Origin of the sequence: uncultured Bacteroides sp. (genome assembly GCF_947632445.1) — a bacterium.
Lineage (GTDB): Bacteria > Bacteroidota > Bacteroidia > Bacteroidales > Bacteroidaceae > Bacteroides.
Window position 1 is genome coordinate 1 of record NZ_CANRPM010000002.1, and the last position, 13,643, is coordinate 13,643.

13 protein-coding genes and 1 riboswitch are annotated in these 13,643 nt (G+C 47.6%); of the genes, 2 read left to right on the plus strand and 11 right to left on the minus strand.

The window, feature by feature from the left end; translation table 11 throughout:
- The 9 genes from Q0Z70_RS00620 to Q0Z70_RS00660 form a co-directional block, all read right to left on the minus strand.
- On the minus strand, positions 1 to 1,328 hold a 1,328-nt coding region (locus Q0Z70_RS00620), incomplete at its 3' end, for a FimB/Mfa2 family fimbrial subunit (RefSeq protein ID WP_298071642.1).
- A gap of 132 nt (positions 1,329 to 1,460) precedes the next feature.
- Positions 1,461 to 2,552: a DNA polymerase IV gene (gene dinB / locus Q0Z70_RS00625; RefSeq protein WP_298071644.1), complete on the minus strand. Its 1,092-nt coding sequence runs from the start codon at positions 2,550 to 2,552 to the stop codon at positions 1,461 to 1,463.
- A 156-nt stretch (positions 2,553 to 2,708) separates the two neighbouring features.
- Positions 2,709 to 3,482, minus strand: a complete 774-nt coding sequence (locus tag Q0Z70_RS00630; protein ID WP_298071646.1) for a sulfide-dependent adenosine diphosphate thiazole synthase — start codon at positions 3,480 to 3,482, stop codon at positions 2,709 to 2,711.
- A 70-nt stretch (positions 3,483 to 3,552) separates the two neighbouring features.
- Positions 3,553 to 4,182 (minus strand): thiamine diphosphokinase, encoded by a 630-nt coding sequence (locus tag Q0Z70_RS00635; protein WP_298071796.1) that lies wholly within the window; start codon positions 4,180 to 4,182, stop codon positions 3,553 to 3,555.
- Positions 4,179 to 4,772, minus strand: a complete 594-nt coding sequence (pnuC, locus tag Q0Z70_RS00640; protein ID WP_298071648.1) for a nicotinamide riboside transporter PnuC — start codon at positions 4,770 to 4,772, stop codon at positions 4,179 to 4,181. The genes Q0Z70_RS00635 and pnuC overlap by 4 nt, the downstream gene beginning before the upstream one ends.
- A 17-nt stretch (positions 4,773 to 4,789) precedes the next feature.
- The gene (locus Q0Z70_RS00645; protein ID WP_298071650.1) at positions 4,790 to 7,027 is read right to left on the minus strand and encodes a TonB-dependent receptor; all 2,238 of its coding nucleotides are present in this window, start codon (positions 7,025 to 7,027) and stop codon (positions 4,790 to 4,792) included.
- Positions 7,028 to 7,193: 166 nt separating this feature from the next.
- Positions 7,194 to 8,918, minus strand: a complete 1,725-nt coding sequence (gene thiC, locus Q0Z70_RS00650) for a phosphomethylpyrimidine synthase ThiC (protein ID WP_298071652.1) — start codon at positions 8,916 to 8,918, stop codon at positions 7,194 to 7,196.
- Between the two features lie 12 nt (positions 8,919 to 8,930).
- The gene (locus tag Q0Z70_RS00655) at positions 8,931 to 9,554 is read right to left on the minus strand and encodes a thiamine phosphate synthase (RefSeq protein WP_298071654.1); all 624 of its coding nucleotides are present in this window, start codon (positions 9,552 to 9,554) and stop codon (positions 8,931 to 8,933) included.
- A 74-nt stretch (positions 9,555 to 9,628) separates the two neighbouring features.
- Positions 9,629 to 9,729, minus strand: a riboswitch (TPP riboswitch).
- A 143-nt stretch (positions 9,730 to 9,872) separates the two neighbouring features.
- A complete protein-coding gene (locus Q0Z70_RS00660) occupies positions 9,873 to 10,001 on the minus strand; it encodes a hypothetical protein (protein ID WP_298071657.1) in 129 nt (42 codons plus the stop codon).
- A gap of 182 nt (positions 10,002 to 10,183) precedes the next feature.
- Between Q0Z70_RS00660 and Q0Z70_RS00665 the strand changes: the two genes are divergently transcribed.
- Both Q0Z70_RS00665 and Q0Z70_RS00670 read left to right on the plus strand, forming a co-directional pair.
- Positions 10,184 to 10,348: a hypothetical protein gene (locus tag Q0Z70_RS00665; protein ID WP_298071659.1), complete on the plus strand. Its 165-nt coding sequence runs from the start codon at positions 10,184 to 10,186 to the stop codon at positions 10,346 to 10,348.
- 130 nt (positions 10,349 to 10,478) lie between these two features.
- The gene (locus Q0Z70_RS00670; RefSeq protein ID WP_298071661.1) at positions 10,479 to 13,172 is read left to right on the plus strand and encodes a transglutaminase domain-containing protein; all 2,694 of its coding nucleotides are present in this window, start codon (positions 10,479 to 10,481) and stop codon (positions 13,170 to 13,172) included.
- Positions 13,173 to 13,422: 250 nt separating this feature from the next.
- Here Q0Z70_RS00670 and Q0Z70_RS00675 read toward each other — a convergent pair whose 3' ends face one another.
- The gene (locus Q0Z70_RS00675; RefSeq protein WP_298071663.1) at positions 13,423 to 13,551 is read right to left on the minus strand and encodes a hypothetical protein; all 129 of its coding nucleotides are present in this window, start codon (positions 13,549 to 13,551) and stop codon (positions 13,423 to 13,425) included.
- On the minus strand, positions 13,511 to 13,639 hold the full coding sequence (locus Q0Z70_RS13510; protein ID WP_366807061.1) for a DnaJ domain-containing protein: 129 nt from the start codon (positions 13,637 to 13,639) through the stop codon (positions 13,511 to 13,513). Before Q0Z70_RS13510 ends, Q0Z70_RS00675 begins: the two co-directional genes overlap by 41 nt.
- Between the last annotated feature and the right edge of the window lie 4 nt (positions 13,640 to 13,643).

Here is a 13,643-nt window from a genome sequence, read left to right on the forward strand (position 1 = left end):
AAGGTGACTTCCTTGACAGCTCGCAGGCGGTAAGTACGTGAAGAACCGGCTTTGGAGATGCTTCCCTCATCCCAGGCATACGTTTTCATACCCTCATCGCAAAGGTAACGGACAGGTGTATTCTTTTTCTCCGGTTCATCGCCCGATAGCAGAGTATCCAATCCCTTACCGGACAGCAGATTGTTAGTCTGCGACAAGCGACTTCCGCCTATCGCATTTCGCATGGCCTTCGCCTCGTCGGCTGTGGGGAAACGCCATCCGCCGAGTCCGCCTTCCGTATAGGCATTGACGTAGCCGGCTGCCTCGCCCGGATTTACCGTACTTGAGGCGGAGGGGACATCCGTCCATTCTTTCGTACTCAGCAGGAGCAAAGTGACGCCTCCATGATCGTCGGGTGTAGAGAGCGCCACCAGATGCCCGTTCCACAACGTGCCGGCGGCAGGAATATCCGTCCCGCTTATCTCGGCATCCCCCTCGCCGTCACCCTCATCGTCATCGCCTGCCGCGTTGCCGAAGTTGAAGCGTATGTTGTGCATATCATTCCAATCGTCAACCGTAATCTCGCCCGACAGGTTGAAGCCTGTGGCGAAAGTACCTTTTAACAGATAAGGAGTGTTGGCAACCAAAGGTTCGGACAGGGTATAACTGTAGGTGGAAACGGAACCTGTACTATCGGTCAAAGCAATGGAAAGCGACACCCTGGCACGATCGACCGAAGGGAAGACATACAGTATGGGAGGGGCCCACACCCCTCTGCCCGCATCGTTGCAGGCTCTTGTCAACGAAACGCTTCCGCCATAGGTGCCGTCCATGGCAAACGAAGCATACACGGGGCCGACGGTTACATGTACCGATTCCGTATCATCGGGGAGCGCATGCAATTCGATTTCCAGACGGCTTACAGCGGCCGTCAGCGCGATGTTGGTCGAAGCATTCCCGTCTACATGCACCTGGGCCATGCCGTACATCAAAGCTTCTACAGCCATCCGTGGGCTGGAAAATGTCACGACATCCGATATATCCGGCCTGTCAGAAAACGAATAGCTGTCCCCGCCGGACAAAGCCACTACCGTATAATTTCCCGCATCAAGGCAAAGCTCTATCGCACTGTTCTCTTCTTCAGAATGCAGCTCCGTAGAAGCCGCAAACTTCCCGTCGTCCGAGAATGCGTAGATATGGATAGGATAAGTAAGGAGAGATGTCCATCCACGTGTCTCTATTCTCAATGTGGACTCCGAAAAGTTCTCGTTCTCTTCGTTCAGACTGTTGTTCTTACACGCGACCAGCAAAGACAAAAGGGCAAGCAGCAAGAAGAAAGTGTTTTTCATGGTAATTCGTTTTATTCTTTAATAGGGTTCATCCCCTGTCGGGATTTTAACTTATGGCCGCAAAATTAATATTATTTATCCGATATAGTCCAATATTCATACTTTTTTTCTTTCATTTGTTGCAAAACGGCCCTATTCCCAGTCGCTGAACTCAAAGCTGAGCTGTTCCCATACTCCATGACGATCGGCTTCCGAATCGTGCGGATTGGACACGGACAAACCTATGAGCCGGATGGGATGCTCCTCATAGTCCACCTCGCGGAGCAGCTGCTTGGCAAGGGGCAAAATGACAGACAGTTCCGTCAATTCCCGGCTCTGCGTGATGCTGCGGGTTATCTGACGGAAGTCGTGAAACTTGATTTTCAGCGTCAGCGTATTGCCGCGAAAATCTTTCCGCTGAAGGCGTTCCACCAACTCTACCGCCACATGATACAGCTCGATAATGACCGACGAAGTGCGGTTAATATCCTTTTCCAGCGTATGCTCGCACCCGATGGATTTGCGTACACGCACCGCCTCGACAGGACGTAAGTCGATGCCGCGCGCAAAGTCATAATATATCGCACCTGCCTTGCCAAACTCCCTGGTCAGCATCTCCAACGAACGGGTACGCAACTGGCCGCCGTTGTGAATACCCAGCAGATGCATCCGTCTGGCCGTGACAGGCCCCACACCCCAGAAATTCTCAATAGGCAAATGCGCAATGAAGTCGAGTGCCTGGTCGGGATGGATGGTACAAAGCCCGTCCGGCTTGCGGTAGTCCGAAGCAATCTTTGCCAAGAACTTGTTGTAGGACACGCCGGCCGAAGCCACAAGGTTCAGTTCACTGCGTATCTTCTGCTTGATTTCACGCGCGATGTCCACTGCCAATGGAATACCGGGCTTGTTGTCTGTAACATCAAGAAAGGCTTCATCAAGCGAGATTGGTTCGATGACATCCGTATATGCGTGGAAAATCTCGTGTATCTGACGCGATACTTCCTTATACACCTCCATACGGCCGGGTATAAAGATGAGTGACGGACAGAGCCGTTTGGCTTTCTGCGACGACATGGCCGAATGCACCCCGTAGCGACGCGCCTCATAGCTGGCAGCAGCCACCACTCCACGTTCCTCGGCATGTCCTACGGCAATAGGCTTTCCACGCAGCTCAGGATGGTCACGCTGCTCCACGGATGCATAGAAAGCATCCATGTCGATATGTATGATTTTACGTTCAGTCATTGATTCGCTCTCCTTGTTGCCGGACCGAAGCAAAGATACGCAAAGGTAAGTGAAGAGCCAAAACAATTCGTTCATCTCTGAAGATGGATAATCGGTAGATAAAGCACGAATAATGCAAATCGCATCATCCGTGCCTTACTCTATCTTGAAAACAAGTTACTTCTTTAAGCGGGCAATGATTTCATCGGCCACCTTTTTGCCGGACATCAGCATGCCACCGAAGATAGGCCCCATACGCGGAGTACCCGATACGGCCGATGCTGCCATACCGCAAACGTAAAGGCCAGGATAGATTTCCTTCGTGCCATTCACAACTTCTTCCTCCCCCGACACAACGTCCAACGAACGCTCTCCAATGACTGCACCTGTCTCTGTGGCCAGACGGATACCGTTCTTTCGGGCAACGGTAGCGGCGATTTCGCTGTCGTGGCCAGTACCGTCGACAACGACTTTAGCAAGAATATTCAACGGATCGACATGCAAACCTTCGCGAAGTACAGGTGTCCAGTTGACTACGATACCGCTCACCTGGTTGTTCTTGAAGATGACATCTTCCACTGAGTAGCAATTAAAGATAGTGGTACCTGCATGAACGGCATGATAGAGCAAAGACGAGGTGCTCTCTACTGAATCCATCACATAGAGTCCGTCGGCAAAAGGTGCATGGTTGATTTCGAATTCGCGCACGATGTCCATAGCCTCCTCTTGAATGACAATCTGGTTGAACATCATGGCGCCTCCCCACATACCACCGCCGGGAGCCAGTTTGCGGTCGAACTGGGCTACCTTCAAACCGGCCTTGGTCAAGTAGTAGGCAGCCACGATACCCGAAGGCCCACCACCTACGATAGCTACATCGAGGTCGAGGTTCTTCTCCAACTTCTCAAAATAGGTACTGATAATACCCTGTGATACTTTTGTTTCCATCATTTTGTTCTTAAAATTAGAATGTTATAATTAATGCAAAATTCCTGAGTTAAAAATTAGAATAGCTTCTTTTTCAAATTCGATAGGCGAGAAAAACAAGATAATCTCCATTGCAATGTATCGTAAACTCATTGGTCAGGGCCTCATTCAAAGTGCCTTGCCACCAATTTGTGAAGTCGCTTAACGGATAAACCAAGCCTTCTCCCTTTAAGTTTTTGGCACTGAAATTAAAAATAGAAACCTGTTGACCTGGTTGTGAAGCGAAAGTCTGCGTATGCTGTGCCGGAATAAACATGCCATAATCCGTGATTGTCCTGACCTCCAAATCACTTTTCATATAATCAATAAGCAGACTAATATTCCCAAGCGTATGGTCTTCCCGCTTTCCAGTAGCTCCTAAAATGGCAATCTTATGAAATCCTTTTCCTTTAAGGAAATAGACTGCTTTTGTCTGGTCATTTGTTTCTTGATCGGAGATATGATGTATGATAGAGGAAAAACGCTCTTTATTGACAGGGGAAAGAGAATCACCATCTCCGATGATTATATCAGGAATATGTCCCTGAGCGATATATTCGTTGGCAGCGCCATCACAACAAATTACAAACTTAGCTTCCTTCAGTATCTTTATGGGAAGGGGATTTGTTGGATATTCGCCATTGGCAAGTACCACAGCTTCTGGTATAAATGGGTCATTTATCATGGCAGTTGTCTCATCAGTTTTTTCCATTTGAAGTAGCCAAAGATAGCAATAACGGAGTAAAGCCCGTATAATGCAGAGGTGAAATAAAGTTCTTTATAAATATAAAGTCCACAGCAAACAATATCAACAAGAATCCAGGCAAACCATTGCTCAATGTATTTACGTGCCAGCATCCACATCCCTATGATACTTAATGCAGTAGTGAAACTATCCAGCCAGGGGACATTGCTATCCGTATATTTAATCAATATCCAGGCAATGCCGAAAAAGGAAATAAGAAAAGCCAATGTCAATGGGAGATAATATTTCCCTGGAGCATGTACGATGGGTAATTCTGTGGGCTTGCCGGCTGTTTCTGTTTTTTCTTTTCGGTGTCCCCACATCCAGAAAAACCAACCATAAATAGCGGCAACCAAGTAGTATATATTTATACCAAAATCGGCATAAAGTCCCGCTTTGTAGTAAATAAAGACATAAATAGCGGGCATGACAATACCTGCAATCCACAGATAGATACTTGCCCGGTATTCTAACCATAGGTAGACCAAGCCAACGATTGTTCCGAATATTTCGAGATAATTCAGTTCCAAAATAGATTATAATACAATTAAAAACGGAAGGAAAGATTTGCCATAACATTGGTTCCTGCTTGTGCAGCATAACCGGCACTATCTATTCTATGATTTACATCATTCTCGTAAGAGCTGGAAGCCCAGCCATTGTTCTCATATTCTTCATTGAACAGATTATATATAATAACTCCGAAAGTAATGTCTTTTGCTGATTTCTTTGGTTTGAATGTATAGGCAAGATTTAGGTTACTAACAAAGTATTTGTCCAATGTCAGTGCTTCCACTTCTGCATTCGTCATATATTGTTTTCCCACAAATTGAGATTGTAATGCTGCTTCGAATCCTTTGAAATGGAACGAAAAACGATTGTTGAGCAGAAAGTCGGGAGAAAATGCAATACGGGTACTCTTATGTTGAATACTGACAACATCCGATAAATATCCTTCCGTATTGTATATAGGAATGGTTTCTATAAAGTTCTTAATCCGGTTCTTACTCCATGTAGCATTGATATCCCATTGAAACCATTCACATGGTTTGATACCTAACATCAGCTCTAATCCCATGCGATAACTGTTCGGAACGTTTTCTGTTAACGGTTCGCCTATCTCGTTTAATGCTCCGGTCAGGACAAGCTGGTCGGTATAATCCATATAATAGAAGTTGGCTCCTGCTGTTAGCCGAGGATTTGAGAAACTATATCCCACTTCGTAATCAAGTAATTTTTCTGCTTTAGGATATGAATCGGGATTACCGTCTGTATAGTTGTTTCGCGTTGGCTCTTTCTGTGCAACGGAAAAAGAGGCATAAGCACGATGATTGGGAGTAATATTCCAGTTTAATCCGACTTTGGGGTTAAAGAAATTGAATTTCTTATCTACTGCTAACGGCTGAGGAGTATTTTTGTTCCAGTCGTATTTGTCGTTTGTTCCGTCAATCGTATAATCAATATAGCGATATTGTAAATCAGCATAAGCACTCAACCCGCTAATCAGATCATAAGTGGTTTTCAGGTAAATATTCCCATCCGTTTTTTTCGATTTGTTTCTGTAGTATTCATGATTTGGAGAAAGTTCACCTATATAATTTTCTACCCAAGTTACCTTTCCGAAGTTGTTTCCCCGATATTGGTTGAGCCCGCCACCCAAAGAAGCAATCAAACGATTGTCAGTATAGTTGAGAGAGAATACTCCGCCTCCGAATTTATTATCCATTTTTTTCTGACGTACAAGGTCGCTTTCTTCCACTTCTTTCTCATTATAGATGAAAGGTTTCAAGCCATATTCCAGGTATGATCTGTCTTCTTTATACTCTTCATAATAACCGTCTCCTTTCGTATAATGCAAGGCCACATTCAGATTCCATACATTGGAAAAGGTATGGTTGAAAAGTAGTTGGTAGTTTTTTTGTAGGTAGTTGTCCGTTTGATCGTCATAATAATGAACGGTGTTATCCTTATCTGTGTACTTTCCACAAGGATTATAACGTCTTCCGAATTCCTTCATCTCATCTTTAGTGGCATATCCCCAGGCGTGATATGTTTTTTCTTTTCCGACAAATGTAATCAACTTTATTGATGTGTTTCCGGCAAAATATCCTCCTTGCAGGTAATATGAATTGAGATTGACAGAAGCACGGTCAATATATCCGTCCGTACCGATATTTGAGAGGCGTGCGTCGAAAGTCCAATGATTGTTTAGTAATCCTGTACCTGCTTTTACAGTTTCTTTATGCGTATTGAACGAGCCATAAGAGCCGTTGAACTCTGCATACGGTTTCATGGAAGCACCTTCGGTTTGCATATTTACGCTGGCGCCAAAAGCACCTGCGCCATTGGTGGATGTTCCGGCTCCACGTTGTATCTGTATGTCTTTTACGGAAGAAGAAAAGTCCGGCATGTTTACCCAAAATAAGTTATGGCTTTCGGCATCATTCATAGGTATTCCGTTTACGGTAATATTGATGCGCGTACCGTCCGTACCACGAACACGAAGTGTGGTATAACCGATACCTGCTCCGGCATCTGAAGTCGTTAAAGTAGAAGGTGACATACTTAACAAGTAAGGAATATCTTGTCCGAAGTTTATTTTTTTAAGCTCGTCTTTACCGATATTGGTAAAAGCTATAGGAGTTTTAGAGGTGGCACGTGTAGACACCACCTGCACTTCTTGCAGATTTATTACTTCCAGACTGTCTGAAGTCACACTCGTTTGTGCATGGATAGCGATGCTTGTGCCTAAGAAGGCAGCAGTCATCATAATCATTCTTTTCATTTCGCTTATTTATTTATTTATTTATGCGATCAGCAGTTGATAATCATCTTATCTTGTTTATCCTTTATCAAGGGTCACGAACACCCTTCATCAAGGGTCACGAACACCCTTTATCAAGGGTCACGAATACCCTTCATCAAGGGTCACGAATACCCTTTATCAAGGGTCACGAATACTTATCCTTTACCGTTTCCTGTTCTGTATAATCACAATCAGTCAGGCGCTGACTGATACGTATGGCACAGAAGTGAGGACCGCACATGGTACAGTACTTTCCATTCAGATGATTGGCCTCCTTATAGTATTGTAATGCCCGCTCAGGGTCGAGGCTCAGATTGAACTGGTCTTTCCAACGGAACTCATAGCGGGCCTTGCTAAGCGCATTGTCACGTACCTCGGCACCCGGATGTCCCTTGGCCAGGTCGGCAGCATGGGCTGCAATCTTGTAAGTAACCACACCTACACGTACATCTTCCTTCTGCGGCAAAGCCAGATGCTCCTTCGGCGTGACGTAACAGAGCATGGCTGTGCCATACCAACCAATCTGAGCGGCCCCGATGGCACTCGTAATATGATCATAGCCGGGAGCAATGTCGGTGACAATAGGGCCCAGAGTATAGAAAGGCGCCTCGTGGCACTTCTCGATCTGACGATCCATATTCTCGCGAATCTTGTGCATAGGCACGTGACCGGGCCCTTCGATGAATGCCTGCACATTCTTAGCCCAGGCACGCTCCACAAGTTCGCCCATCGTATCGAGTTCAGCAAATTGAGCGCGGTCGTTAGCATCATAGATGGCACCCGGACGAAGGCCGTCGCCCAGCGAAAGGGCTACGTCGTACTGTGCACAGATATCGCAGATGTCATCAAAATGCTCATAAAGGAAACTTTCCTTCTGATGCACCTTACACCATTGTGAGATGATACTTCCACCACGGCTCACCATACCGCAAAGACGATCATTGGCATAATGGATATTTTTCAGGCGAATACCACAATGGATGGTGAAGTAGTCTACCCCCTGCTCGCACTGCTCAATAAGCGTATCGCAGAAAAGTTCCCACGTCAAGTCTTCTGCTTTTCCTTTTACTTTCTCCATTGTCTGATACATGGGTACAGTACCAACAGGGACAGGACAGTTGCGGATAATCCACTCTCGCGTTTCATGGATATTCTCTCCTGTAGAGAGATCCATCAGCGTATCGCCACCCCACTTGCAACTCCAGATGGCTTTCTCCACTTCTTCTTCAATGGTCGAAGTCGTAGCAGAGTTGCCAATATTGGTATTGATCTTCACCAGGAAGCGGGTGCCGATAATCATCGGTTCGGCCTCAGGATGATTGATATTGGCAGGCAGAACAGCACGTCCGGCCGCAATTTCCTGGCGCACAAATTCGGGAGTAATATAAGATTCAATGCCTAATTCATGATTATTCATATTCTCGCGGATGGCTACATATTCCATTTCAGGCGTAATGATGCCCTGCTTGGCGTAGTACATCTGCGATACCTGACAACCTTTTCTCGCTTTGTAAGGCAGGCAAATATGTTCGAAACGCAAATGATCAAGGCTCTTGTCAGCCAGACGTTCACGGCCATATTCCGAGGAGATTTCGGGCAGCACTTCCACATCACGACTGCGTATCCAGGCTTCGCGCAGGCGTGGCAAGCCTTTACGCAAGTCTACTTCTACAGAAGGATCACTGTAGACGCCGCTCGTGTCGTAGACATAAACGGGAGCATTTTCACGTGTCACCCGACGGCCGTCTTCGACGGTGACAGTCGGAGTCAAATTGACACGGCGCATAGCTACTCGCACATCGGGATGGATTTCACCCTTCAGATAGACTTTCTCCGAGTCGGGATAGGTTATTTTAATGTTGTCTTCCATAAGTTTATACTGTTATTTTTGAGTTAATTCTATGATTCGTTTCATTTCTCCCACCGGGTCTGAAGCTCGCAAAATACTACCGCTCAAGGCAATGCCGTTTAAGCCTGTGGCTTTCAAATCGGCTATATCGTCTGCCCTGATGCCACCGATGCCTACGATAGGCAGGTTGATTTCATGTTCCTTCGTCTGCGACAGGATATTACGATACCCTTCCAAACCAAGAATGGGTGCCAGATTTTTTTTAGTTGTCGTATAACGAAAAGGGCCGCATCCGATATAGTCGGCCCCGGCATGATGAAGACGTTGTATGTCATCGAAGGTATTCGCCGTGCCGCCGATAATAAATTCAGGCCCCAGATAGGCTCGTGCCTCATCGACGGGCATATCAAGCCTGCCTAAATGAACACCATCCGTATGAAGACGTTTCGCCAGCTCCACACGATCGTCCAGCACCAAAAAAGCGCCATAATCATGGCACATACTCTGAACTTGTCGCGCTACGGGCTCCACCTCCTCGTCCGAGGCGTCCTTCATACGCAACTGAATCCAACGGCATCCGCCTTCGAGGGCAATGCGGGCTGACTCGGCATAACCAATGGTATCGGTATAATGAGTAATGAACTGTACTTGAAACATAAGCTCCTTTTCGCATTAAACATAAACGATAGAAAAGGAGCATCCGCACACGACGCTTTGATGAAAAAACAGAAATAAACACTCAAAAAAATCCCTACGCCGGTATGATCCGTATCAGGTTCATTGGGTATAATCTCAGCCTTTGCGTTCGCACAAGGCACCCCCTTTTCTGAAATCTGTGGCAAATAACAGAATAAAAAACGGAATATCATAGGGGATCGCCCCTTTTTAAGATTATTTATCACCTACAAAAAAGAGAGCACTTCACGAAGATGCGCTCTCTTTCTTTTCATATTGTTTAAAGGGTTGTTTACTAAGTCATGCTTGTTGTGCAAGCAGTTTCTGAAGTTTGCCATTCAAAACTTGGCACATCGCACCGTTTCCCATTGCTTGATAGCGTTTGATACGGTACTGTAACATCATAATTTCATTTACGTTTTTTCTCATAATCATCTTAGTTTTGTGCCTTCCGCATTTCGGAAGGCGGTTTGTACATCTTTTCTTGTTTTCTCTTCTAATAACGCTGCAAAGATACGAATTATCTTTGATAAATATGTTCTATAACATAAAAATATTGTTATTTCTCTTGGAATTTGCCTTCTGAGGCCGATTTTCTGAAGAAATCCTGGATGTGTTTCCGTGTGGTGGTTACTGAAATCCTGTCGGAAGAGATGCCGAGGATGGGCAATTCGGCTGTGGCGAAATACAAGCAGATTTACGGCAACGGCGAGGAAAAAGACAGTCGGAAGCTGGTGAAAGTGGACGGCAAGTATCTGATGGATATAGGCAAGTAAAAAGTTAGTCAAGGGAGGAACGGGCCTTGGGTTCGGCCTTTTTTGATTTGTTTTGTCGGTATATTCAGGAGTTACGGTTGGTGGAATGGAAAACTTATTGTACATTTGTCAGCATAACACCTTATTATTTATGAAATACATCGTCTACATCTTCAGCTTAGTCTGGCTGACATGCCTGCTTGCCTCGTGTAGCAGCAAACAGGCCCATTTTATCAGTGACCCAACCTATCGTGCCCGTGTGGAGCAGGACTTCCAGCAGAAGCAGGCCATCCTGTCCAAGGGCAATCTGTTTGCGATCTTTGATACCGACCTGACGCTTTACGAGCGCGAGGCACTGGAATTCCTTTATGCCTACATGCCGCTGGCCGACATCACGGACTATTCCGGCAGTTTCCATCTGATGAACGTGCAGGTCGCCCGCCGTGCTTCCGAAGAGATGCCTTGGGGTCGGATAGTTTCCGAAGAGCTGTTCCGGCACTTCGTCCTCCCCGTGCGGGTGAACAACGAGCCGCTGGATAGTGCCCGCATGGTGTTCTACGAGGAACTGAAGCCGCGTGTGCAGAGCCTCCCCATGCGTAATGCCATTCTGGAGGTGAATCACTGGTGCCACGAGAAGGCTGTCTATCAGCCCAGTGATGCTCGCACCAGTTCGCCGCTGGCCACCGTCCGCACTGCCTACGGACGTTGTGGCGAGGAATCTACCTTTCTGGTGGCTGCCCTGCGCTCGGTGGGCATCCCGGCACGCCAGGTCTATACACCCCGCTGGGCACATACCGACGACAATCATGCCTGGGTGGAAGCCTGGGCCGACGGCAAGTGGTACTTCCTCGGTGCCTGTGAGCCCGAACCGGTGCTCAACTTAGGATGGTTCAATGCGCCTGCCAGTCGTGGTATGCTGATGCACACCAAAGTCTTCGGTCGCTACGAAGGGCCGGAAGAAGTGATGTCCGTCACACCCAACTATACCGAGATCAACGTTATCGACAACTATGCTTCCACCGCTCAGGCCACGGTGACCGTGACCGACGAGGCCGGACAGCCCATCAGCGGAGCGTTGGTGGAGTTCAAGCTCTACAACTATGCCGAGTTCTATACCGTAGCCCGCAAGCAGACCGATGCCTTGGGGCAGGCCTCGCTCACGGCCGGCAAGGGCGATATGCTGGTGTGGGCATCGAAGGACGGACGTTTCGGCTTCCAAAAGCTTTCGTTCGGCAAGCAGGATGCCCTGACCGTGAAACTCGACCGTCGCGACGGCGATACGTTTGAGTTGGATTTGTACATCGTTCCGCCTATTGAGTCGGCCAACCTTCCGATTGTTACGCCTGAACAGCGTGCCGAAAACGACCGTCGTATGGCCGTAGAAGACTCCATCCGTAATGCCTACGTGGCTACGATGATGACGCCTGAGGCGGCGTGTGCCTGGGCTTCTTCCCGGAAGGAACTGAACGAAACGGAACAGCAGCGTGTGGCCGACTTCTTGGTTGCTTCGCGCGGCAATCATGCTGTCATCAAGTCGTTTGTCTCTTTTGCGTTGGAGCAGGGACAGGGTAGCCGGGCCGTAGAGATGCTGGGAGCTGTATCTGCAAAAGACTTGCGCGACGCCCGTTTCCTCATTCTGAAAGATCATTTGCTGAATACGGCTGTTGTTCCTTGTGAGCAGAGTGTGTCGGCGTTGCTGAATCCGCGTATTGCTACAGAAGAACTGACCTCCTATAAATCTTTCTTCCGGCAAGCCATTGACGGGCCGACGGCAGAAGACTATCTGCGGCATCCGCAGAAGCTGGTGGACTGGTGCCGCGAGAATATCGTTCTGAACGATACTCTAAATTCGCAACGCATCCCCATGTCGCCCGCGGGCGTGTGGAACGCCCGCGTAGCCGATACCTATTCGCGTGACATCTTCTTTGTGGCCGTAGCCCGCAGTCTGGGCATTCCTGCCTGGATTGACGAAGTGACTGGGGCTGTATGCTATTTGGATTTGGCTAATCATCCGAATTTAAAGAACGGAGAACTTTATCATGTGGACTTCAATGTGGGTGGTGCACAGACGGCATCGCCGGTAGGCAGCTTAGTGGCGGCGTTCCGGCCGACCAAGTTTGTTGACGATCCTAAGTACTACAGCCATTTCACCTTGTCGCGTTGCGAGAACGGGGTACTCCGCTTGCAGAATTACGATGAAAACGATGCTTCATGGAACACGCTGCTGCGTCGGCCTTTGCAGATGCCGGCCGGCTATTATGTGATGGTAAGCGGTACGCGCTTGGCTAACGGAGGCGTGCTGGTACACATGAGCGGCCTGAATGTAGAGGCGGACAAGACAGTGAATACAACCTTGGCGATGCGCGAAAGTAAGGACCAGATACAGGTGATTGGCAGCTTCAATTCCGAGTCGCTCTTTACGCCCATTGCTGACGGTGCCGTAGCCGACAATCCCATCAGCCTATTGACGGCATGCGGTCGCGGCTATTTCGTGGTCGGCGTATTGGGAGTGGGGCAGGAGCCTACCAACCATGCCTTGAAGGATATTGCCAAACTAAACAAGGAACTGGAGAAATGGGGGCGCAAGATGGTACTGCTTTTCCCCGATGCCGGGAAGTATGGCAAGTTCCGTCCGCAGGACTTCCCCGGTCTGCCGTCTACCGTTGTCTACGGCATCGACAGTCATGGCATTGCCACCCAGATTATAGAGAATATGAAACTAAAGCATAAAGACACGCTGCCGGTATTTGTGATTGCCGACACGTTCAACCGCGTGGTGTTCGTTTCGCAGGGCTATACCATCGGTTTGGGTGAACAGTTGATGCGGACGGTAAAGGGTCTGTAACCGCTCCTCCTGACACAGTGCTTCGTCGGGTTCTGACACAGTGCTTCCTCACCTTCTCATGCAGTGCTTCGTGAGAGGATGAGGAAGCACTTCGTTAGACCCTCATCCAGCACTTCATGGCGGACCCATGTCGTATAGTGTGGAAATGTGAGTCAATAAAAGGAGGATATACGAACCGTATGGGCATAAAAAAGTCTGGTGTGCTTTCGCACGTCAGACTTTCAATTCTCTCTCCGTTTATTGTGCTGAATTATTCAGCTACAACAGTGTCAGCTACTACAGTATCAGCTGCGGCTGCTTCAACAGCTGCGATAAAATCTGCTGCAGCTTGTTCAGTGTTAGCTGCTTTCTTGAAAATTTTCTTTAAAGAATTCATCATCCTTATATTTATCTGGATGAAACTTAAGTGCATATAATTTATAAGCAGCTTTTATCTCGTCAAATCTACATAAAACAATATTTCCCATAAAA

Excerpts from the sequence above, each read along its gene's own strand:
- Q0Z70_RS00655 (WP_298071654.1), bottom strand. The coding sequence starts at position 9,554 with ATGTTTCAAGTACAGTTCATTACTCATTATACCGATACCATTGGTTAT.
- Q0Z70_RS00670 (WP_298071661.1), top strand. The coding sequence starts at position 10,479 with ATGAAATACATCGTCTACATCTTCAGCTTAGTCTGGCTGACATGCCTG.
- Q0Z70_RS00630 (WP_298071646.1), bottom strand. The coding sequence starts at position 3,482 with ATGATGGAAACAAAAGTATCACAGGGTATTATCAGTACCTATTTTGAG.
- dinB (WP_298071644.1), bottom strand. The coding sequence starts at position 2,552 with ATGACTGAACGTAAAATCATACATATCGACATGGATGCTTTCTATGCA.
- Q0Z70_RS13510 (WP_366807061.1), bottom strand. The coding sequence starts at position 13,639 with ATGGGAAATATTGTTTTATGTAGATTTGACGAGATAAAAGCTGCTTAT.
- Q0Z70_RS00665 (WP_298071659.1), top strand. The coding sequence starts at position 10,184 with ATGTGTTTCCGTGTGGTGGTTACTGAAATCCTGTCGGAAGAGATGCCG.
- Q0Z70_RS00675 (WP_298071663.1), bottom strand. The coding sequence starts at position 13,551 with ATGATGAATTCTTTAAAGAAAATTTTCAAGAAAGCAGCTAACACTGAA.
- Q0Z70_RS00635 (WP_298071796.1), bottom strand. The coding sequence starts at position 4,182 with ATGATAAATGACCCATTTATACCAGAAGCTGTGGTACTTGCCAATGGC.
- Q0Z70_RS00660 (WP_298071657.1), bottom strand. The coding sequence starts at position 10,001 with ATGAGAAAAAACGTAAATGAAATTATGATGTTACAGTACCGTATCAAA.
- thiC (WP_298071652.1), bottom strand. The coding sequence starts at position 8,918 with ATGGAAGACAACATTAAAATAACCTATCCCGACTCGGAGAAAGTCTAT.
- Q0Z70_RS00645 (WP_298071650.1), bottom strand. The coding sequence starts at position 7,027 with ATGAAAAGAATGATTATGATGACTGCTGCCTTCTTAGGCACAAGCATC.